This is a genomic window from Streptomyces sp. NPDC006463, from assembly GCF_042870715.1.
Classification (GTDB): domain Bacteria; phylum Actinomycetota; class Actinomycetes; order Streptomycetales; family Streptomycetaceae; genus Streptomyces.
Map to the genome: position 1 here is coordinate 115635 of NZ_JBIAHP010000020.1, position 20250 is coordinate 135884.

Sequence of the window (20250 nt, forward strand, 5' to 3'; positions counted from 1 at the left end):
CCCATTCCATGATCATCACTGTCATGATGGCGCCTTCGTGAAGATCACTATGCCCAGGACCAACCCCGAGGTAGGACAACAAGAATGACCACCACTCAGGACTACCAGGCCGCAGAACTGCTCTTCCGCCGCCCCACCCGCCCCGGCGAGCTCGTCGTCGGCGACAAGGTCAGGCCGCAGTGGATCGTTGGGGGCGCCCGATTCTGGTACGCGGTGAGCAATGGCGTCGGCAGACGGTTCGTACTGGTCGACCCGGCGGCGGGCACCCGCGAGCCGGCCTTCGACCACACCCTGCTCGCCGCCGCGCTGTCCGCCGCCTCCGGGCAACAGGTCGACCCCGAGGCCTTGCCGTTCATAGCCATCGAACTGGCCGAGAACTCAGTGGGGTTCGCCGCGCTCGGTGAGTACTGGCGCTGCCACCTCGACAGCTACACCTGCGAGCGGGCCGAGTTCACGCCGCCGGGCAGCCCCCTGGACGTGCCGTCACCCGACGGGAAGGTCGCCGTGTCCCAGCGGGGGCACGACCTGTGGGCGCGCTCGCTGTCCGACGGCCGCGAGTGGGCGCTGACCACCGACGGCGAGACCGACCACCGGTACGGCTCCGGCCCGGACTGCACGAGCAACTCCACCCTGCTGCGCAAGATCGGCCTGCCGCACCTGCCGCCCGCGGTGGCCTGGTCGCCCGACTCGACGAAGGTGCTGGCGCATCGGACCGATGAGCGCAGCGTCCGGCAGACCCACCTCGTGGAGGCCAGGCCGGCCGACGGCGGCGCGCCCCTCGCGCACACCCAGCGGTACGCCTACGCCGGGGACGAGAACATGCCGCTGGCCGAGCTTGTCGTGCTGGACGTCGCCGAGGGCACGGTGGTCCGCGCGCAGGCCGAGCCGCTGCTCATGCCGCAGTTGTCGCCGATCGCGACCAAGTGGGCGTGGTGGGCTCCGGACGGCTCGGCGGTGTACTACCTCGGCCGGCCCCGCGACCTGCGCACGCTCACCCTGCACCGGCTGGACCCGGCCACCGGCGAGGTCACCACCGTGCTCAGCGAGACCGGGACCACCCGTGTGGAGCCCAACCAGTGGATGTACGAGCCGCCGATCGTGCGCGTGCTGGCCGACGAGGTGCTGTGGTACTCGCAAGCCGACGGCTGGGGCCACCTGTACCGGTACGACCTGCGCACCGGCGCACTGCTCGGACAGGTCACCTCCGGGCAGTGGGCGGTGCGGCAGATCCTGCGCGTCGACGAGGCCGAGCGGGTGGTGTACTTCACCGCCTCCGGGCTGGTCGACGAGGATCCGTACCGGCGCACGGTCTGCCGCGTCGGTCTGGACGGCTCCGGCTTCGCCAAGGTCACGGACGACGAGCTGGACCACGTCGTCACCTTGTCGGAGAACCAGGAGTACTTCATCGACTCCGCGTCCACCGTCGACACCCCGCCGGTGTCCCGCGTCCGTGACTGGGCCGGCCGGGTGCTGGTCGAGCTGGAGAGCGCCGACATCAGCAAGCTCACCGCCACCGGATGGACGGCGCCGGAACGGTTCTGCGTCAAGGCCGCCGACGGGGAGACGGACCTTTACGGAGTGCTGTACCGGCCGCGCGGGTTCGACCCCGCCCAGCGCTACCCGGTGGTGGACAACGTCTACCCCGGCCCGCAGGTCAACCGGGTCGCCCCCTCCTTCGACCCCGGCGGGTTGGGCCTCGACGCGGAACCCCTCGCGGCGCTCGGCTTCGTGGTGGTGGCGCTGGACGGGCGAGGCACCCCGGGGCGGAGCAAGTCCTTCCACGACGCCTCCTACGGCCACCTGGCCGACGCGGGCTGCCTGGCCGACCACGTCGCGGCGCTGCGGCAGCTGGCCCTGACCCGGCCGTGGATGGACCTGGACCGGGTGGGCACGTTCGGCCACTCCGGCGGCGGGTTCGCCGCAGCCCGGGCGATGCTGGACTTCCCCGAGGTGTACAAGGCCGGCGTCGCCCTCTCCGGCTCCCACGACGCCCGCTACTTCAACCTGGGCTTCGTGGAGACCTACGACGGCGCGGACAACCCCGAGGCCTGGGCCCGTTCCTCCAACGTGGACCTCGCGGACCGGCTGGCGGGCAAGCTGCTGCTCATCCACGGCGAAATGGACGACCAGGTCCACCCGGACCACACGCTGCGGCTGGCCGACCGGCTCATCGCCGCCGACAAGGACTTCGAGCTGCTCATCGTCCCCGGGGCCGAGCACACGCTCCTCGACTGCCTGGCCTACGTCCGCAAGCGCAGCTGGGACTTCCTGGTGCGCGAGCTGACGGGCACGCAGCCCCCCGCCTACCGCCCCGCCCCCATCGCCATCGGCCCCGAGCTGCTCGGCGAGCTGTTCGGCTGAGCGCGGGCCGCCTCCCGCAACTCGTCCCGCCCGGGGGCGGCGCACTCCGACACCGCGTCGGAGTGCGCCGCCCCGTCGGCGTTCTCGTGGCGCCGGCGTTCGCCCAGGACCGAGGCCCGACGCCCGCTTCGCACCGTGCGTCACGGACAGGACACCGGGGCCGGTGCCGGGTCAGGGCGCCCGGTCGCCGTCCGAGATGCCCGGCAGGACCACGTCCCAGATCCGGGTGAGCTGCTGCTCGGCGCTGTCGCCCCGGGCGCCGGGGGACTTGGCGCGGCTGCGGGCGTGCGCCTCGGCGCCCGTGACGAGGTAGGCCACCAGGGCGAGGACCGCCTTGTGGTCCGCGCCCTGGCGCAGCTCGCCCTCCGCCGCCTGCGTGAGGAGGCAGTCGAGGGTGGGCAGCCACAGGGAGGGCCACAGGGCCGGGCCGTCCACACGCTCACGTGCGAGCCGTGCCGCGGCGCGCACGGTGGCGTCCGTCTCCAGCAGCCTCGCGATCTCCAGGCTCAGGGCGACCACGGACCGCAGGGGCGGTTCCCGGCGCGCGGCCGTACGCTCCGCAGCGGCCCGCACGGCGGATGCGCCGCGTGCGAGGACGGCGTCCGCCAGGTCCTCCTTCGACGGGAAGTGAAAGGTCAGGGCCCCGGTGGAGATGCCGACCGTCTTGCTGATCCGGGCCAGCGTGGTGGCCTCGTATCCCGTGCAGTCGAACGCCGCCGCGGCGGCCTGCACCAGGGCCTCCCGGGTACGGGCGGCCCTCTCCTGTTTCACCATGGGCTGTCTCCGGTTTCCACCCACCCGGGTCGATGGCCGGACCGGCGGGGCCGCACGGTTGCTGAGCAGGCGCACCGTGGGTGGGGCCGGTGCGCGCGTGTGTCTCTTCGGCCGGTGGTGGGCCGGCGGCGGCATGGGGGGCCTGGGACCGGCGATTTCTCGCCAGGGGCGCACGCGGGCCCTGCGCCGGACGCGCGGGAGCGGCCACATGTCACCTCCGGTGCCGACGCGTTCGGTTCCGCTCGGTCAGTTGTGCCGGTCGTTCCGGCACAAGGTCAACTGGTGAGAGGGCCTTCGCCTTCCCGGACTGCCACTGATCGGACCGGAACTGGCGGGTTCCCGACCACGCCGTGCGGCGACGGCGGCCCGGCGAAACCCGCGGCGGTCGGTGGCGAGGGGCCCGCGAGCGGCAGGCCGGGGCCGGTCGAGGACCGAGTGGATATCGCCGCTCAAAAAAAAGAGAACGTTCGTTATGATATGGCGAGCAGTCACGCCAGGGGGAGTGCAGCATGGCGAAACACCGGGCACCTCGCGCGCCGGGGCCGGATCGGGACGGGCCGGTCTCCTCCTTCGCCGAAGCGTTGTCCGGTCACTCGTCACGGTCCGGCCGGCGGCGCACCCTCGCCCCAGCCGGTTATGAGGGGGAGTCATGACTCAGGGAGTCACCTTGTGGACCGAGCAGGCCGGCCGGCCGCGGACCGCGCCCGCCGGCCGGCGGGCAGGCGCACCGCCGGCCTCACGCTTCCACCCGAAGAAGACCGACGCGCCCCTCACCCGGGTGCTCGTGGTCGAGGACGACGCGGCCGAAGCCGAGACGAGGGTGCGCGACCTGCGCCGGCAGGGGTACAACGCGAGCAGCGTCGACACCGGGGCGGAGGCGCTGAGGACGCATCAGCACTCCGACCTGGTCCTGCTCGACCTCGACCTGCCCGACATCGACGGCCTGGAAGTCTGCCGGCTGATCCGCGAGGCGGGCGACAAGCCCATCATCTCCGTCACCGCCCGCGACACCGAACTGGACCGGGTCCTCGCCCTGCAGGCCGGCGCAGACGACTGCGTCGTCACCTCCTGCGGCGTACGCGAGATGACGGCGCGCATCGAGGCGGTACTGCGGCGCTCCGGGCCGCGGCCGGAGCCGACCCGCAGCATCTCCCTCGATCCGCTCCACATCGACGTCGGGACCCGTGAGGCCCGCCTGCACGGCGAGCCGGTCAACCTCACCGGCAAGGAGTTCGAGCTGCTGCACGTCCTTGCCGCGAACCCCGAGAGCGTCATCTCCCGCAGGGAGCTGATGGCCCGGGTGTGGGACACCAACTGGGCGGATTCCAGCCGCACCATCGACACGCACGTCAGCAGCCTGCGCGCGAAACTCGGCGCCAGCAGGTGGATCATCACCGTCCGCGGTGTCGGCTACCGCATGGGCCGCGGCTGACCCGCAGCCGACCACCCGCAGTCGGCCTCCGCAGCCGCCCCGCGGCCGCCCCGCGGAATCCGGGCACACGGACGCGGCCCCTGCGTGATCAAGGCTTCGGACGCCTTGGTCACGCAGGGGCCGCCTGCCGCGCTGTCCGCCGGTACGTCAGTGCGAGTCCGGCCGCTCGGCGGGGAAGCCGTGCGCGCGGGCGGCGACCACGACGAGCAGCACCGGCACGAGGAGCACCAGGACGCTCCACGGGAAGGACGTCGGGCTGAGCGAGTCGAGCAGGATGCCGCCGACGGCTCCGCCGCCGGCCATGAACGAGTTCCACGTGGTGACCAGCAGGGCCTGCCCGCGGTCGCCGCCCGCGTCGGTGACCGCGGTCTGCAGGAGCGTGGCGACGCCTCCCCAGCCGAGCCCCCACAGCACCATGGCCGCGTAGACCACGACGGGGCTGCTCGCCAGCAGTGCCAGCAGGACGGAAGCGACGATGAACAGGGCGGTGCTGCCGATGGTCAGGGCGCGCAGCCGGCGGTCGACCAGGGCTCCGGTGATGAAGATGCTCACCATGGAGGCGATGCCGAAGACCAGCAGCACGACGTCGCGCGAGGCGCCCATGTCGTACTCGTCGAGGAACGTGGCGATGTACGTGTAGAGGATGTTGTGGGCCAGCACGTAGGCCGCGACCACGAACAGGACCGCCGCCACGCCGGGAAGGCGCAGGGCCTTCAGGATCGGCTCCCGGCTCTCCCGCCGCTGCCCCGGGGAGTCCGGCACCGACGCGAGGATCCACACCACCAGGAGGACGGAGACCACGGTCACCAGGCCGAAGGTCAGCCGCCAGCCGAACAGTCCGCCGAGGAACGTGCCGACGGGAATGCCCAGTGACAGGGCCAGCGGGATGCCGGCCATGGTGATCGCGATGGCCCTGCCCTGGAGGTGAGGGGGTGCCAGGCGGCGGGCGTACCCGACCAGTTCGGCCCACACCACGGCCGCCGCGACGCCGGCCACCAGGCGGAACGCCATGGTCAGGGCGTAGCTGGACGAGACGGCCGTGACCAGGTTGGCGACGGCGAACACCATCACGGAGAGCAGCAGCAGCTTCTTGCGCCGCCACCCCGCCGTGGCCACGGACACGGGAATGGCCGACAGGCCCGTGGCCAGCGCGTAGATCGTCAGCGACTGCCCCGCCGCCGACTCGCTCACCGAGAGGTCGCGGGCCATCTCGGGCAGCACGCCCGCCGGCAGCGCCTCGGTCAGGATCCCCATGAAAGCGGCCGTACCCAGCGCCAGCAGCGGCGACATGGGAAGTTTCCGGGTGTCAGGTGCAGGTGGAGAGACGTTCAGTGACTGTGACTCAGTGTGGGAAGTCGTCATGACTTGTATCCTCAAACCCTTACATAGATGTGAAGGTCAAGATGATCTGATGTGAGGTGGGTCACATGCTGATCGGGCAGTTGTCGGAGCGCACCGGCGCCTCCCGCCGGCTTCTGCGCTACTACGAGGAGCAGGGGCTGATCTCCTCAGGCCGCTCCCTGAACGGGTACCGGGAGTACGACGAGGACTGCGTGGACCGGGTCCTGCAGATCAGAGGACTGCTCGCCGCCGGGTTGCCGACCCGGGTCATCAAGCACGTCCTCCCGTGCATCGACACGCCCCGGGCCATCCACGTCTCCGGCGCCACCCCGGAGACCATCGCCGCGCTCGAACTCGAGCGCGACCGGATGACCGAGCGCATCCGGTGCCTGGAACGCAACAGGGACGCCATCTCCCGCTACGTCGCGGCCGTGCGCAGCGCCGCCGACGAGACGGCGCCCGGCCAGGCGGCCGTGACGGCCTGACCGGCGCCGGCGCACGCCGCTCGGGCCGGCCCCGGCCGCCCCGCCCATCAGGCGGCCTCGGCCCGGCGGGCGTACTCGATGACGTTGGACAGCACGACGCCGTGGCTGGCCACGTCGATGGTCACCCGGTCGCCGTCGGCGATCCGGAACCCGTCGTGATAGCTGGCCTTGTCGGCCCCGAGCAGTACGTAGCTCACCAGTCCCGGCCGGCGCATCACCGGATACGAGAACAGGTGGTCCACCATGTCCTCCACCCGGTGGTACAGGGCGTCCGCACCGCACGAGAAGTCGCCCTTCCAGGCCGTCGCGCCGTCGCGTTCGATGGTGATCCGGCCGGTCACCGTACGGGGCGGCTCGCCGAGGAACAGCCACGGCGTCATGGAGGTCTCGCAGAGCTTGGAGTACGGGGTCCAGCCCCACGGGTTCTTCAGGTGGTAGCCGATGTCGTTCAGGTCGTTGGCGAAGGTGTAACCGGCGTAGCGCGGGGCGCCGTCCTCGTCGTTGACGTAGACGAGGGCGACCTCCGGCTCCTCCAGCAGGGCCACGGTCGACGCGGCGGCGGCAAGCGGCTCGTCCGGCATGCGCACCCAGGAACCGAAGCCCTTGATCAGCCAGTTCGGCGGCGTGAACTCCTCGTCCGGGTCCGGGTCGTCGGCGTACTTGGACCGGTGGGTCCCCATGAAACCGGTCAGCAGCGCGTCACCGGACGTCCTGGGCAGCAGCGGCGGGAGGAAGCGGACCTCCGGGTCGCCGGCGGTCACCGTGACCGTCTCGGCCCCCTCGGTGACCGCGGCGGCAACCGCCTGCGGGCCACCGCCCGCGAGGAACGCGGCCCGCAGCTGCCCGTCGGTCACCCGGTACAGGGTCTGGCTCTCGCCGGCGACCGCCTTGCCGAGGCCCGCGTACCGCAGGCCCTGGTACTCGCATTCGAAGAGGATGGTGGTCATGGTGGTCAGGGACCTCCTGAGTCGTGGGATGACCCGCGCCGGGGCGGTCCCCTGCGCGTGGCGGTGGTGAGTGGTCACGGTCGGCCGGCCTTCGGGTGCCGGGCGGCGGACGGTTCGGTGAGGTCGGTCAGGACCTCGCCGATGCGGTCCAAGGACGCGCTGATCCAGGGAAGTCGCAGCGGGTCCGCGGCGGTCAGGGCGGCGGCGCGCTCGGAGTCGGTCTCGCCGTACAGCCGGCTCGTGGCGGCCCGGATCCGCAAGCAGTGCGCGGGCTCTCCGAAGGCGGTGCCCGGCAGCAGCCCGACCCCGTACCGCTCCGCGAACAGGGCGGCGAGTTCCCCGCCGCCGTGCACCCCGTGGACGCGGGCGAGTTCGCCGCGCAGCGGCTCGAAGTCGGGGTACAGGTAGGAGGTCGCCCGTACCGGCGTCAGTTCGGCGCCGGCGGCGGCGAACCGGCGGGCCACCGCGCGGACCACCACCTCGTGCAGCCGCAGGCAGGCGGCGACGTGCGCGACCACCTCGGGCGGCTCCTCGAAGGCGTACGCCGCGGCGGCCTGCACGGGAGCCGCGGTGCTCGACCAGATCTGGCTGGCGACGCCGACCAGCCGGGTGTGCAGTTCGCGCCCGAGCGGGCTGTCGGGCAGCCGGGCGACCCCCGTCCGCCAGCCGCCGAGCGCCAGGTTCTTGGTCAGGCCGGTGGTGACCACGGTCCGCTCGGGCGCGAACGAGGCGGGCGACAGGGCCCGGTGGGCGGAGTCGAAGACCAGGTCGCAGTAGATCTCGTCGGAGACGATGACCAGGTCGAGGTCGCGCGCCGCCCGGGCCAGACCCCGCAGGGTCTTCGGCGCGGCGATCGTGCCGGTCGGGTTGTCGGGCAGGGTCACCACCACGCACCGCACCTCGCGCCCGGTGGCACGGGCCAGGGCCACCGCCTCCCGCAGCGCCGCGGGGTCGGGCACCCCGCCCTCGCCCGGCAGGGTGGGAACGGGGACCGGCCGGACCCCGGCCAGTTGGGCCTGCGCCGCGTAACTGACCCAGCTCGGCACCGGCACCACCACGTCGCCGCCGACGGCCAGCATCAGGGCGAACAGGAGCGGCTTGCTCCCCGGCCCGCAGACCACCAGGCCGGGGTCGGTGGGAAGACCCCGACGGCCCCAGTAGCCGGCGGCAGCGGTGCGCAGCGCCGCGCTTCCGGCGACGGGCCCGTAGGCGCCCCGGTCCGCCGCCGCGGCGAGCCGCTCCCGCAGTGCCGGCAGGACCGGGAGGCCGATCTCGCCGCTGGCCAGCGACAGGACCCGCTCTCCGCCGCGGCGCCGGCGCTCCAGCTCCTCGTCGGCGGCCAGGGTCGCCGACATGGTCACCGGCGCGGGTGCGGGCATGGCGTACCTCCAACTGATCGGTCTTACGGCGGGTGGGAAAGGAGGGGATCCGGGGGGTGACGCGGGGGCGGGCCACCCCCCGGAAGGGGTACCGGAGGGTGAACGGGGGACGGGGCCACCCCCCGGGGCATCGCTGCCGGAAGGGCGGATCACCCCCCGGCGTACAGCTCCCGCAGCTCGACCTTGCGGACCTTGCCCGTGAGGGTCTTGGGCAGGGCCTCCACGACCTCTAGGCGCTCCGGGAAGAACCGGGGGTCCTGGCCGGCGTCGCGCAGGTGGTCGCGGAGTTCGGCCAGCGTGGGGTGGTTGCGGCCGCGGGGGACGGCCACGGCCAGGATCGGGTCGTCGACCAGGCCGTTGGGACCGAGGAGGGTGGCCTCGACCACCTTGGGGTGCCGGGAGATGATCGCCTCGAGCTCGGCCATCGGGACGACGATCCCGTCGCGCAGGACGGTGTCCCTGGAGCGCCCGAGGATGCGGATGCCGCCGCGCCCGTCCTCGCGCGCCACGTCACCGGTGTCGAACCAGCCGTCGGCGGTGAGCTCGGAGTCGAAGGCGTCCTGCTGCTTGTAGTAGCCGAGCGCCTGCGACGCGCCGCGCGCCCGCAACCGGCCCACCGTGGCCCGCTTGCCCGGGTCGTGGCACACGTCGATACGGATCTCCATCGAGTCGATCGGCCGCCCGTGGCTGTGCGCCGCCCAGTCCTGGTTGTAGTCGAGACGGCTGATGGTGACGGGACCGAACTCGGACATCCCCCACACCGAGTACGTGCGGGCACCGAACGTGTCGCGCAGCTCGTCCACCAACTGCTGCAGCACCGGAGCCGCACCCGTGACCGTGTGGCGCAGGCTGGACACGTCGTGCGGATCGATCTGCTGGGCCCGCGCCACCCCGGAGAGCGTGGGCGGCGGCCCGTACAGCAGGGTGGCGCGGTAGCGCTCGACCAGATCCAGCAGGCCGGTGTGGTCCTCGCCGTCCTGGAAGACGATCGTCCCGCCGAGCATCACCCCGGCCAGGACGCCCTGGCCGAAGCCGGAGTAGTGCACCAGCGGAGTGGTGACCGCGATGACCAGGTCGTCGCGGAGCAGGAAGGTGTCCACGTAGCCGCGGACGCCCGAGTGCACGGTGTTCTGGCTGTGCACCACTCCCTTGGAGAAGCCGGTGGTGCCGGACGTGAACAGCACCACGAACGGCTCGTCGGGCCTGAGCTGACGTCCTTCCAGATCGCTCGACCGCTGCTTCTCCCAGTGCACGGCGACGAAGTGGTCGTGGAAGTCGACCACGTCCTCGCGGGCGCGGCCGCCGACCACCACCACGTGCTCCAGGGGAAGCTCGGACCGCAGCGCCCCGATGGTGTCGGCGAGCGGGAAACCCTCCCACTCCGGCACGGTGACGCACACCCTGGCCTCGGTCAGCGCGAGGCGGTGGCGCAGCTCGTCCTCCTGGCAAACCGGGGCGATCGGACAGATGACCGCGCCGACCGCCATGCAGGCGAACATCAGCGGCACCATCTCCCACCGGTTGGGGAGCTGCACGGCCACGACGTCGCCGCGCTGCACACCCAGTTCGAGCAGGGCCCCGGCGAACCGGTCGGTCAGCCTCGTCAGCTCGGCGTAGTCGAGGGTGTCGGTGCGGGCCTCGTCGAGGCGGCGCCCGGCGACGGCCAGCTTGCGCGGCCGCTCGCGGGCCTGCCGGCGCAGGTCGTCGAGGAAGGTCCCGTCCCGCCACCAGCCGCGCCGACGGTACTCGGCCATGCGGTCCGCGGCCGACGCCGCGGCCAGGATGGCGGACGTGGTCGAGGTCATCGGCGTTCCTCGCGGCGGGCGGCGAGCAGTTCGGGCAGCGGGTCGCCCGCACCGGCCGCGGCGATCTCCAGCAGGTCGCGGGTGTTGCGGCGCACGCGGTCGCCGACCCAGTCGAAGACCCACGCCTTGCGGGCCCCGGCCTCCAGACCGAAGGGGACCACCCGGGTGACGGCCAGGGCGGCCGAGGCGGCCCCGCCGATGTTGGCGATCACGCCCGGTACCAGGACGGCGCCCGAGGCCCGTGCCTTCTCCTTCCCCTCGGCGCTGGAGCTGAGGTTGCCGCCCTCGACCACCAGGCCGGCGCGCAGCCGGTGCGCGTTCTCGGCGTTCAGCGCGTACTTCTGCGCCGCGAGGATCAGCAGGTCGGCGTCGACGTCGAGCCAGGCGTCGGGTTCGCCTGAGACGGTGGCGTGCTGCGGAAGCCGGGAGCGGTCGATCCGCCCGAACTCGTCGGTGACCGCGACGAGGTCGGCCACCGGCAGCCGGTCCGCGCTGATGGTGCCCTCGACGTCGGCGACGCCCACGATCACGTGCCCGCGGTCCTCCAGGAACCGGGCGACCGCCCGGCCCACCGCCCCGAAGCCCTGCACGACGACCCGGGCCGGCCCGGTGCGGCCGCTCGCCTCCAGGGCGGTGACGGCCGCCACCCCCACGCCGTGCCCGGTGCAGTCGATCAGCGGCTCGTAGTACGTGCGCCAGTCGATCGGCATGTCGGGCGCGCCCAGCCGGTAGCGCGGGTCGTAGCCGGCCTCGGCGAAGAAGACCGCCCGGTCGGCGGGTGTGACGCCCATGTCGATGCCGAGGTGGATGCCGCCGTGCAGCAGCGGCTTGACGGTCCGGCCGAAGGTGCGGAAGGTCTCCTCGCGGTCGCTGCCGTCGGAGACGATGCCGGCCTTGGCACCGCCGATGGGCAAACCGGCAAGCGTGAACTTGTGCGTCATGTCGCGGGCCAGGCCGGCCACCTCGGCCTCGGTGACCCCCGTGGTCATCCGCGTGCCGCCCATGGCCAGACCGTCGTGGAGCGAGTCGACGACGACCCAGCCCTTGACCGCGCCGCCGCTGCCGTTCAGGTGGACCGTGAACGCGGGGTCCTGCGGGTTTTCAAGAACACTCATTGCCAAGTCCTCGCATGCGTAGAAGAGGTCAGGGGACTGCGGGCGCCCGGGCGCCCGGCGACGACGGTCACCGGTACAGCTGCGCGAAACCGCGCAGGATCTCCAGGCCGTCGCTGCGGAATTCCAGGTGGGCCTGCGAGCCGAAGATCCGGCCGTCCTCGGAGCGCAGGAACTCCACCGGCGCGTGCTCGGAGCGACCGATCGAGCGGAAGCCCTCCGGAGCCTCCTGGAGGTACAGGGTGTGGCGGTGGAAGACCGTCACCGTCGGCTTCACGTACGTGAAGAGCGGCTCCTCCTTGTCGACCTGCACCTCGTAGCCGCCGACCCGCTGCGGCCCCTCGGCGAGCCGGCCGCCGGCCGCGACCGCCAGGATCTGCATGCCGCCGCAGATCCCGAAGACGGGGACGTCGGCGCCCATGACGAGGTCGATGAGGGGCTTGTAGAAGTCACGGTCGTACGCCCGCACCTTGGTGCCGCTCAGGACGATCGCCCGGTGGCGGCCGTCCAGCCGGGCGGGCACGGACGCCGCGTCGACCACCTCGGTATCCGAGCCCAACTCCTCGAAGGTCTGGCGGAGTTGTTTCAGGGACAGCGTTCCGTTGTTGACGACCAGTACACGGGACTGCGCCACGTTCTTGCTCCTCACGTTCGCGTGATGACGGTGCCGGTGCGGGCCGCGAGCAGATCCGTGACGGGCGCGCTGCCGATGACGACCCGCTCCGCACCCCGCTCCAGGGCCTCGCCCGCGGCCCGCAGCTTCTTGCGCATGCCGCCGGTGGCGCCCTTGTCGCGGAACCTGGCCGCGGCCTGCGCGGTGATGCTGCGCACCGGTTCCCCGTCGACCAGCAGGTGCGCGACGTCGGTGACGAGGACCAGGTCGGTGGCGCCCAGCGCGCCGGCGATGGCGGCGGCCGCCCGGTCGGCGTCCGTGTTGACCTCCTGGCCGCTCGCGTTCCGGGCCAGCGGCGTGACCAGGCAGGCCTGGCCCGCCCGGAGCTTCTTCAGCGGCGCCGGGTCCACACCGGTGATCGGCCCGACCAGGTTCTCCAGCTCGACCAGCTGCTTGCCCTGCCACCACCAGCGCTCGCCCTCGCCCGCGCTGACCAGGCCGTCACTGCCGAGCAGCCGCTCCGCGGTGATGCCGCGGGACTCCAGCCGCCCGAAGACCTGCCCGCTCAGCTCGCCGCTGACGGTCTTGATGTCCTCGATGACCTCGGGCGTGGTCCAGCGGCTCTGGTTGCCGTAGCGGTCGCGCAGGATCGCCGACGGCTCGCTGTAGCGGGGACTCAGCCGCTTCAGCGGCTTGGACCAGCCGTGCACCAGGATCAGGGGCCGGTCCTTGCCGTGCTCGGCCAGGTCGTCCCACCAGGCGCCGTCGAGGTCGTCGAGGCAGCTGCCGCCGAGCTTCACCACGGTCGGGGCCGGATGCCTCCTCCTGTGGTCCGTCCGGGTGCCGCTCATGCGGGCATCACCGGCTGCATGGTCAGGCCCGTCTCCTCGGGCAGTTCGAATCGCATGTTCGCGGCCTGAACGGCCTGGCCCGCGGCTCCCTTGACGAGGTTGTCGAGGGCGGCGAGGACGACGATGCGGCCGCCCTCCTCGTCGTGCAGGACGGTCACGTCGCAGTAGTTGGAACCCAGGACGGCCTGCGGGTCGGGCACCGGGATCAGCGTCTCGGTGTTGCGCCGCACCCGGACGAAGCGGTGCTCCTTGTAGAAGCGCAGGTACGCCCGTTGCAGCTCGCGCCCGTCCACCTCGTCGTCGGTGAACACGTAGGCGCTGGCGAGCAGCCCGCGCACGTGCGACACCCCGTACGCCGACATCGTCAGCCTGCCGACACTGCCGGGCTTGCTGCGCTCCAGGAAGTCGCCGACCTCCGCGGCGTGCCGGTGCCCGGTGGGCGCGTAGGGCGCGATGGCGCCGTTGCGCAGCGGGTGCAGGTCCGGAACGCGCAGCTGTACGCCGCCACCGCTGGAGCCGCTCTTGCCGTCGATGACCACGGTCTTCAGGTCCAGGCCGAGGCCGAGGGCCAACGGGGCGAGCCCCAGCGTGATCGCGGTGGCGTAGCAGCCGGGGACCGAGATCAGCGGCGCGCCCGCCAGCTGGTCCCCAACCAGCTCCGGCACCCCGTAGACGAAACGGTCGGCCAGTGCGGTGGCCCGCTCGGCCTTGGGGTACCAGCGCTCGTGCAGCTCGGGGGTGCGGATACGGAAGGCCCCGCTCAGGTCGATCACGCAGGCGACGCGGTCGGCCAGGAGCGCGGCGAGCTGGGCCGAGACGGGTGCGGGCGTGGCGAGGAACACCACGTCGCACCGCTCGGCGACGACATCGGCGTCGACGGGCTCGATCGTCAGGCCCAGGTCGAGGCGGAGTCCCGGGTGCAGCTGGGCCGGGCGCTTGCCGGCGCTGGCGTTGCCGCCGAGGAAGGTCAGCTCGAATTCGGGATGCTGGTTCACCAGCCTGATCAGTTCACCGCCGGTGAACCCGGAGGCGCCGACGATTCCCACGCGGATCATGCGAGTATCTCCTGCACGTGACGGACGACGGCCGACGGGATGTCCACTCCCGTGGTCGACGCCACCCCCCGCCAGGCGGGGGCGTGGTTGACCTCGTTGACGAGGTAGCCCGAAGGCGTCTTGAAGAGATCGACCCCGTAGATGCCGGCGCCGAGCCGGTCCACGACGCCGTCCACGACCTTCTGCACCTCTGGGTCGTGGGCCAGGGCCCGGCTCTGGTTGCCGAGCGCGGCATTGCTGCGCCAGTCGGCCCCCGCGCTCTCGAACTCGGCGGCGGCGACGATCTCCCGGCCGACGACCAGGCAGCGGATCGAGCCACCGCCGAGGTACGGCTCCACCAGGCAGGCCTGCTCGAAGGCGTGGCCGAGGTCCTCGACGTAGTCGTACACGCAGTGCGCCAGGTCGGGGTCGCGGATCAGCGTGACGCGCTTGCCCATGCCGCCGTAGATCGGCTTGAGCACCACCGGCAGGCCCAGCTCGTCGAGCGCCTTCTCGAAGTCCTTGCGGGAGAGGGCGAGCCGGTAGTCCGGCACGGGCACGCCGGCGGCGGACAGCACGGCGCGCAGCACCAGCTTGTTCTCGCAGGCGTGGATGGCGGCGGCCGAGTTGAGGGCGGTCACGCCGGTCGACTCGGCCAGCGTGGCGAGCAGCCCGCCGCGTGTGTAGCTGCGGCTGCGGACCAGCAGGGCGTCGTAGCCCTCCAGCGACGGGGCTTTCGGGTCCCCCAGGCACAGCGACTCGTCGTTGATCCAGTCGATGTGCAGGCCGAAGTCCGGTGCCGACCGCATGAGCTGGCGTTCTTCCCAGCCGACCCGGTCGGCGACGATGGCGACTCTGCTGCCCATCTCACTGGCCCCAGTCGCGGAGCTGTACTTCGACCATCTGCAGGCTCAGCACACCGTCCTCGATGTCCTCGACGCGCAGGGTGAGCATGCACTCGGGGCAGGCGAAGGTCTCGCCCTGGACGATCGGCGGCACGGTCAGGTCGGTCTCGCACTCGGGGCAGACGCCGGTGAGGGTGGCGGTGGACATGGAGCAACTCCGTTTGCCGTAGGTGGTGTGGACGTGAAGAGGGACCGGGCGGGCCCCGGTGGGCGGGGGCGTGGTTCAGGCGGCCTGGAAGTCGATCGCGGCCTTGCGGATCGCGTCCCGGTCGAGCAGCGGACGGCCGCCCCGCTCCTGCCGTTCGACGAGCCACGGGGTGAAGGCCTCGACGTCGACGAAGACGCCCGACTCGGCGAGCGCCCACGTGACGAGGGCAGGGGTGAGGCGCGTGCGCACACACAGCTCGCGGCTGTTGCCGACCAGCTCGGCGGGCAGCGTCTCGTACGCCTCCGGGTTGCTCAGCTGACCCGGCAGCTCGTAGGCGAAGGCGTGCGGTGTCGTCGGCCCCGACTGGAAGGCGGTGCCGAGGCCGGCGCCCCTGAGCGCGACCCGGGACAGCTCCGTGAGGTGGCTCAGGTCGAAGCGCGTGTCACCGTGGATGACGCGCAGGGAGGTGAGGAGCTCGGCCAGCGGGGCGTTGCCGCCGCGCTCACCGATCCCGCCGACGGTCGCCGAGATCCACTGCGCGCCCGCGCGGATCGCGGCGAGGGAGTTGGCGACGGCCATGCCCAGCATGTTGTGCGAGTGGATCTCGATCTCGGAGCCGTCGATCGCGGCGAGGTCGGCGATCACCTCCTCCATCTGCCACGGCGACAGGAAGGCGACGGTCTCCGCGAGGCGGAACCGGTCGGCCCCGGCCTCGAAGCCCGCCGTGACGTAGGGGACGAGCCGCTCCCTGGGGGTACGGGCGCCGTCCTCGCCGCTGAAGGTGACGTGGAAGCCGCGCTCCTTGGCCTGTGAGATCGCCGACCGGGCCAGGACGTGAAGGAACTTCGCGCTGGCCGAGCCGAGCTTCAGCCTGGCGTGCTGCTCGGAGGTCGGTATGGAGTACATGATGTGGCGCACGCCCAGCCGCTCGGCCTCGTCGAGGGCCTTCGCGACCTGCTGGCGGTCCTGCACCACCACGAGCGTCATGCTGCGCTCGGGACCGATGGCCTCGTGCGTGGCGAGGACGAGGTCGGCGTCCTTCGAGTCCGGGCCGGAGACCATGCCCACCTCGACCAGGTCGATGCCGGTCTTCACCAGCAGGCCCGCGATGACCGCGGCGTCCTTGGGGCCGAACTCGACGCCCGCCATGTGCGCGGAGTCCCGCAGGGTCGCGTCGGAAAGACGGGGCAGTCCCTTCGGAAGACTTCCCTCGTTCTCTGCTGTTGCCATTGCGTTCCCTCCTTTTCCAGAACCGGATTCCTGATGTGTGACCGGCTCTGCAGTGAATTCTCGCGGCGTGGTGCGGGCGAACGGATAAGGCCAAGAACAGGGCGATGTGGAGCGCGCCGATGAACAGGTTGGCCGATCCGGCCGTGCAGGCACAACGGCTCCCATGTCAGAGCTTTGTCAAGGACTGTGATGGAACGTCGTGGCAGGTCAGCTGTGCGAAGTCCGTGCAGGCCGGATGCCAAATCTTCGCCCGGACCAGCCGAATGGAACAGAATGCCGGATATGTTGTTCGGGTCCATTTTCGACAGCGGGGGTGGAGAAATTGTTCCGAAGTTTCGAAATCTCTTCGAGCGCTCCGACGCCGATGAGACGTCCCCGAACCACCACTTGTCGGCGGTCTGAGACCGGACCCCGTTCCAAGGAGAGAGAAAGGGAATCCGATGGCGCTTGTGCATTCCCCCGTCGGCGCCGGCGCCGGCGGTGCCGAGCCGATGCTCGCTGAGCGGGCCCGGGAGCTCGCCGCCCGAGTGGCGCGGCCGACCGCCGCCGACCGCGACCGCGACCGGCGGTGGGATCCCGCGCTCTTCGCCGAACTCGCCGACGCCCGCACCGGGCCCGGCCTCGCCGGGCCGCTCGTCCCGCGCGCCCTGGGCGGCGGCGGCCTGTCCGCCACACAGACCTGCGCCCTCCTCGAAGGGCTCGGCGAGGGCGCCCGCGACCCGGGCCTCGCCCTCGCCGTCGCCGTGCACGCGGTCCTCGCCACCGTGCCGCTGCGGGCGTTCGGCAGCCGCTGGCAGCGCGAGCGCTACCTGCCGCGCATGGCCGCGGGCGACTGGATGGGCGCCGTGTCGCTGCGCCAGACGCAGGGCGCCGCCCACGCCCCCGCCCTCACGGCCCGGCCGGCCCCGGTCGCGGCGGGCGGCTGGGAGCTCCGCGGCGAACTGGACCTGGTCGCGTGCGGCCCCGTGGCCCACCACTTCCTCGTCATCGCCGCGCACGACGACGGCGGCCGGACGGCGTTCGTCCTGGACCGCGACACCCCCGGACTGCTGATCACCGAGGGCGGCCCGGCGGCCATGGGCACCTGCCCGTGGGGCCGGCTGGTCCTGGACGCCTGCCCGGCCGCGGACCACGCCGTACTGGGCACGGTCGGCGGCGCCGCGACCGAGGTGGAGCCGCTGCTCGCGGCGCTGGACTGGGTGTTCTCCAGCGCGCCCTGGCTCGGTGTCATCCGCGCACTGACCCGGGACGCCGTCGACGACGCCCGCGAGCGCCGCCTCTTCGGCCGGCCCCTGGCCCACGGCCAGTCCGCCCGGTTCACCCTCGCGGACCTGGGCACGCGCTACGAGCTGGCCTCCGGGCTGCTGCTGCGGGCCGCCGGGCAGTTCGACGCCGGCGGCCGGCCCTCGCACCAGGACGCGGCCGCCGCCCGGCTCTTCGTGGCCCGCGCCCTGCGGGCGGTCACCGAGGGGGCGGCGAGCCTGTCCGGGCCGCTCGCCCCCGCCGGCGACCACCTGGTCGAACGGGCCCACCGCGACGCGCTGTTCTTCGCCGGGACCGGCGGCGGCACCGAGGTGCTGCGGCCGGTCATCGCGGCGTCCCTGCTAGGACTCGGCTGAGTTAAGGACTTCACACATGAACGGCGACCAACGCGGCACCGACACCGCGCCGAGCTTCCCGGGCATCGCCGCCCGGGCCACCGAGACCGACGCCACGGGCGACATACCGCCCCAGAACTGGAAGGACATCGTCGACAGCGGCTACCTGCGGCTGTTCCATCCGCCTGAGTTCGGCGGCACCGGCGCCGACGGTCCCGCCCAGACCGAGGCCATGGAGGCCCTGGCCCGGGCCTGCTCGGGCACCTACTGGTCGGCGACCGTGTCCGCGCTGCTGTGCGGCAAGCTGATCTCCACCTACGGCGATCCGGACGGACACCGGCGCCTGCTCGACCCCCTGCTCACCGGGGAACGGCTGGCAGCCTTCGCCATCGTCGAGCCCGCCGCGGGCAGCGACGCCGGCACCTACCGCACCACGGTGCGCCCGGCCGGGCCGCCCGGCGGCGGCTTCGTCATCAACGGCGAGAAGGCCCGCATCACCAACGCGCCCAACGCCGACCTGGCCGTGACCCTCGCCCGGCGGGAGAAGCCCGCCGGCGACGACGGCCCCGACTGGTGCCTGGCCTTCGTGGACCTGCACGGGCCGGGCGTACGCCGGTACGAGACCCCGCACATGGGGCTGCGCGGCATGCCCTGGGGCGGCATCGTCTTCACCGACGCCCACGTCGCCGAGGACGACGTGGTGCCCGTGCCCTTCACGGAGCTGGCCGAGGGCATGACGTGGGGGTGGCTGCTGGTGTCGATCGCGGCCATCGCCACCGCCGAGTCCGCGCTGTCCGCCTCGGTGCGCCACGCCCGGGAAAGGGTCTCCTTCGGGCGGCCCCTCGCGCACATGGAAGGCGTACAGGCCCAGCTCGCCGAGTCCCGCGCCCAGATCGACGCGGCCAGGCTGCTCGCCCACCGGGCGGCACGCGAACGCGCCGCGGGCCGGTCGGCCAAGGACCTGATCGGCATGCTCAAGATCTACGCCACCGAGATGGCCGTCGAGGTCACCGCGCGCGCCGTGCAGATCCACGGCGCGGCCGGCGTGACCCAGGGCCACGAAGTGGAGCGCCACTACAGGGACGCCCAGATGAACGTGATCGGCGCGTTCGCCACCAACCGGCTGCGCGAACAGGTGGCCGAGGGCATGGGCCTGGGCCCGGCGGTCTACCGCGCCTTCGACTGGCTGACACCCACCGGCCTCGCCCACGCCCCGTCAGGCCTCGACGGCCTCCCCGGCCCCGCCGAAGCCGCCTCCTGACCGGGTGACCCCACGACGACCGGAGCTCCTGGCAACGCGCCCCCGCCTGCCAGGAGCTTCGCCGTACGCGCCCGCGCCGCTCACCGGAGCCGGGCCAGCCGCCATTCCTCGGCCGCCCGCACCATGGTCTGCCCGACGTGCTCGAAGAAGTCGCCGATGTCCTCCATGCGGGTACCGGCAGGTGTGGCCGCACCGAGGGTCCGGGCGCTCTGTCGGGCGAAGTCGGCCAGCACGGTGTTCTGGCGGGCACTGGCCATCCAGCCGCGGAACCAGGCGTCGGCGTCGATGACGTACCGGTCGCGCCGCCGGCCGGGCTCGCGCTCGCGCCTGATGAGCTCCTGCTGTTCGAGTTCCCCGACGGCCTTGGAGACGGAGGCGGGGCTGACCTTCAGCCGCTGGGCGAGCTCGGTGGCGGTCAGGCTGCCGTCGTCGGTGACGTACAAGCAGGTCAGTACCCGGGCCGTCATCCGCGGCAGGCCCGTGCCGACCATCAACGCGGTGAACTGTTCCTCCAGTTCGTGGACGGCCTCGGGGTCGCGCCCGTGTGCGCCGCCCACGGCCCGATCGGCCGAAGCAGCCGAATCAGCCGGACCCGGGGCCTGCTTGCGGCGCCGTGCCCGCCCGGCGGTCGACCGCTGCGCCGCGTCGGCCCGGTAGGCACCGGCGCCGCCGTTGCGGGCCACTTCCCGGGTGACGGTGGAGACGGGCCGGTCCAGACGGCCGGCGATCTCGGTGAAGGTGAGTCCGTCCCCCAACCCCTCGGCGATCTCCCGGCGCTCCTGGTGGGTCAGTCTGCCTCCGGGCATCGGCCTTACCTCCGTGTCGTGTCTTCACCTGTGCCCAGTATTGCGTTCAAGGCCAGCCCATTGCAAACAACCTGAGGTCGATTTTGCATTCACCTCCATTCTCATTGCAACTCGCCACCTCACTGGCCTGCAATTTCGCAATCCACTCCACTTTTCCAATTGACGAAT

18 protein-coding genes are annotated in these 20250 nt (G+C 72.4%); 5 read left to right on the forward strand and 13 right to left on the reverse strand.

Features of this window, described 5'->3' with window-relative positions; genetic code table 11:
- Positions 1-84: 84 nt before the first annotated feature.
- Complete coding sequence (locus tag ACFYOB_RS30530) at positions 85-2361, forward strand: DPP IV N-terminal domain-containing protein (RefSeq protein ID WP_388565176.1); 2277 nt, start codon at positions 85-87, stop codon at positions 2359-2361.
- Positions 2362-2532: 171 nt separating this feature from the next.
- On the opposite strand, the gene ACFYOB_RS30535 is transcribed toward ACFYOB_RS30530, so the two are convergent.
- Positions 2533-3135, reverse strand: coding sequence for a TetR family transcriptional regulator (locus ACFYOB_RS30535; protein WP_388565179.1), 603 nt, complete (start codon positions 3133-3135; stop codon positions 2533-2535).
- Positions 3136-3784: 649 nt separating this feature from the next.
- Between ACFYOB_RS30535 and ACFYOB_RS30540 the strand changes: the two genes are divergently transcribed.
- Entirely contained in the window at positions 3785-4567 is a 783-nt protein-coding gene (locus ACFYOB_RS30540) for a response regulator transcription factor (protein WP_388565182.1), read from the forward strand.
- Positions 4568-4714: 147 nt separating this feature from the next.
- Here the strand turns inward: ACFYOB_RS30540 and ACFYOB_RS30545 are convergent, their stop codons facing one another.
- A complete protein-coding gene (locus tag ACFYOB_RS30545) occupies positions 4715-5929 on the reverse strand; it encodes an MFS transporter (RefSeq protein WP_388565184.1) in 1215 nt (404 codons plus the stop codon).
- Between the two features lie 65 nt (positions 5930-5994).
- Here ACFYOB_RS30545 and ACFYOB_RS30550 point away from each other — a divergent pair, with 65 nt between their 5' ends.
- Positions 5995-6393 carry a MerR family transcriptional regulator gene (locus tag ACFYOB_RS30550; RefSeq protein WP_388565186.1) on the forward strand — a complete coding sequence of 133 codons (399 nt, stop codon included), beginning with the start codon at positions 5995-5997 and terminating at the stop codon, positions 6391-6393.
- A 47-nt stretch (positions 6394-6440) separates the two neighbouring features.
- Here the strand turns inward: ACFYOB_RS30550 and ACFYOB_RS30555 are convergent, their stop codons facing one another.
- The 10 genes from ACFYOB_RS30555 to ACFYOB_RS30600 form a co-directional block, all read right to left on the reverse strand.
- Entirely contained in the window at positions 6441-7340 is a 900-nt protein-coding gene (locus tag ACFYOB_RS30555) for a fumarylacetoacetate (FAA) hydrolase (protein ID WP_388565188.1), read from the reverse strand.
- Positions 7341-7414: 74 nt separating this feature from the next.
- Entirely contained in the window at positions 7415-8719 is a 1305-nt protein-coding gene (locus ACFYOB_RS30560) for an aminotransferase class I/II-fold pyridoxal phosphate-dependent enzyme (RefSeq protein WP_388565190.1), read from the reverse strand.
- 149 nt (positions 8720-8868) lie between these two features.
- Positions 8869-10524, reverse strand: coding sequence for an AMP-binding protein (locus ACFYOB_RS30565; RefSeq protein ID WP_388565193.1), 1656 nt, complete (start codon positions 10522-10524; stop codon positions 8869-8871).
- Entirely contained in the window at positions 10521-11639 is a 1119-nt protein-coding gene (locus ACFYOB_RS30570) for a Glu/Leu/Phe/Val dehydrogenase dimerization domain-containing protein (protein ID WP_388565195.1), read from the reverse strand. The genes ACFYOB_RS30565 and ACFYOB_RS30570 overlap by 4 nt, the downstream gene beginning before the upstream one ends.
- A 67-nt stretch (positions 11640-11706) precedes the next feature.
- Positions 11707-12270 carry a type 1 glutamine amidotransferase gene (locus ACFYOB_RS30575; protein ID WP_388565197.1) on the reverse strand — a complete coding sequence of 188 codons (564 nt, stop codon included), beginning with the start codon at positions 12268-12270 and terminating at the stop codon, positions 11707-11709.
- A gap of 11 nt (positions 12271-12281) precedes the next feature.
- Positions 12282-13100 carry an acetylglutamate kinase gene (locus ACFYOB_RS30580; RefSeq protein ID WP_388565199.1) on the reverse strand — a complete coding sequence of 273 codons (819 nt, stop codon included), beginning with the start codon at positions 13098-13100 and terminating at the stop codon, positions 12282-12284.
- Positions 13097-14155, reverse strand: a complete 1059-nt coding sequence (argC, locus tag ACFYOB_RS30585; protein WP_388565201.1) for an N-acetyl-gamma-glutamyl-phosphate reductase — start codon at positions 14153-14155, stop codon at positions 13097-13099. Before argC ends, ACFYOB_RS30580 begins: the two co-directional genes overlap by 4 nt.
- Positions 14152-15000 (reverse strand): RimK family alpha-L-glutamate ligase, encoded by an 849-nt coding sequence (locus tag ACFYOB_RS30590; RefSeq protein WP_388565203.1) that lies wholly within the window; start codon positions 14998-15000, stop codon positions 14152-14154. Before ACFYOB_RS30590 ends, argC begins: the two co-directional genes overlap by 4 nt.
- A 1-nt stretch (position 15001) precedes the next feature.
- Positions 15002-15187, reverse strand: a complete 186-nt coding sequence (locus tag ACFYOB_RS30595; RefSeq protein WP_388565205.1) for a lysine biosynthesis protein LysW — start codon at positions 15185-15187, stop codon at positions 15002-15004.
- A 75-nt stretch (positions 15188-15262) separates the two neighbouring features.
- Positions 15263-16417, reverse strand: coding sequence for an isopropylmalate synthase (locus ACFYOB_RS30600; protein ID WP_388565208.1), 1155 nt, complete (start codon positions 16415-16417; stop codon positions 15263-15265).
- 440 nt (positions 16418-16857) lie between these two features.
- Between ACFYOB_RS30600 and ACFYOB_RS30605 the strand changes: the two genes are divergently transcribed.
- Positions 16858-18036 carry an acyl-CoA dehydrogenase family protein gene (locus tag ACFYOB_RS30605; protein ID WP_388565211.1) on the forward strand — a complete coding sequence of 393 codons (1179 nt, stop codon included), beginning with the start codon at positions 16858-16860 and terminating at the stop codon, positions 18034-18036.
- Between the two features lie 16 nt (positions 18037-18052).
- Positions 18053-19276 carry an acyl-CoA dehydrogenase family protein gene (locus ACFYOB_RS30610; RefSeq protein WP_388565213.1) on the forward strand — a complete coding sequence of 408 codons (1224 nt, stop codon included), beginning with the start codon at positions 18053-18055 and terminating at the stop codon, positions 19274-19276.
- Positions 19277-19356: 80 nt separating this feature from the next.
- On the opposite strand, the gene ACFYOB_RS30615 is transcribed toward ACFYOB_RS30610, so the two are convergent.
- Entirely contained in the window at positions 19357-20082 is a 726-nt protein-coding gene (locus tag ACFYOB_RS30615) for a MarR family transcriptional regulator (protein ID WP_388565216.1), read from the reverse strand.
- Between the last annotated feature and the right edge of the window lie 168 nt (positions 20083-20250).

Bases quoted from the DNA above. Each gene is read 5' to 3' on its own strand.
- ACFYOB_RS30580 (WP_388565199.1), bottom strand. From the start codon at position 13,100: ATGAGCGGCACCCGGACGGACCACAGGAGGAGGCATCCGGCCCCGACC.
- ACFYOB_RS30545 (WP_388565184.1), bottom strand. From the start codon at position 5,929: ATGACGACTTCCCACACTGAGTCACAGTCACTGAACGTCTCTCCACCT.
- ACFYOB_RS30535 (WP_388565179.1), bottom strand. From the start codon at position 3,135: ATGGTGAAACAGGAGAGGGCCGCCCGTACCCGGGAGGCCCTGGTGCAG.
- ACFYOB_RS30530 (WP_388565176.1), top strand. From the start codon at position 85: ATGACCACCACTCAGGACTACCAGGCCGCAGAACTGCTCTTCCGCCGC.
- ACFYOB_RS30570 (WP_388565195.1), bottom strand. From the start codon at position 11,639: ATGAGTGTTCTTGAAAACCCGCAGGACCCCGCGTTCACGGTCCACCTG.
- ACFYOB_RS30560 (WP_388565190.1), bottom strand. From the start codon at position 8,719: ATGCCCGCACCCGCGCCGGTGACCATGTCGGCGACCCTGGCCGCCGAC.
- ACFYOB_RS30595 (WP_388565205.1), bottom strand. From the start codon at position 15,187: ATGTCCACCGCCACCCTCACCGGCGTCTGCCCCGAGTGCGAGACCGAC.
- ACFYOB_RS30550 (WP_388565186.1), top strand. From the start codon at position 5,995: ATGCTGATCGGGCAGTTGTCGGAGCGCACCGGCGCCTCCCGCCGGCTT.
- ACFYOB_RS30615 (WP_388565216.1), bottom strand. From the start codon at position 20,082: ATGCCCGGAGGCAGACTGACCCACCAGGAGCGCCGGGAGATCGCCGAG.
- ACFYOB_RS30540 (WP_388565182.1), top strand. From the start codon at position 3,785: ATGACTCAGGGAGTCACCTTGTGGACCGAGCAGGCCGGCCGGCCGCGG.
- ACFYOB_RS30555 (WP_388565188.1), bottom strand. From the start codon at position 7,340: ATGACCACCATCCTCTTCGAATGCGAGTACCAGGGCCTGCGGTACGCG.
- ACFYOB_RS30610 (WP_388565213.1), top strand. From the start codon at position 18,053: ATGAACGGCGACCAACGCGGCACCGACACCGCGCCGAGCTTCCCGGGC.
- ACFYOB_RS30565 (WP_388565193.1), bottom strand. From the start codon at position 10,524: ATGACCTCGACCACGTCCGCCATCCTGGCCGCGGCGTCGGCCGCGGAC.
- ACFYOB_RS30590 (WP_388565203.1), bottom strand. From the start codon at position 15,000: ATGGGCAGCAGAGTCGCCATCGTCGCCGACCGGGTCGGCTGGGAAGAA.
- ACFYOB_RS30605 (WP_388565211.1), top strand. From the start codon at position 16,858: ATGGCGCTTGTGCATTCCCCCGTCGGCGCCGGCGCCGGCGGTGCCGAG.
- ACFYOB_RS30600 (WP_388565208.1), bottom strand. From the start codon at position 16,417: ATGGCAACAGCAGAGAACGAGGGAAGTCTTCCGAAGGGACTGCCCCGT.
- argC (WP_388565201.1), bottom strand. From the start codon at position 14,155: ATGATCCGCGTGGGAATCGTCGGCGCCTCCGGGTTCACCGGCGGTGAA.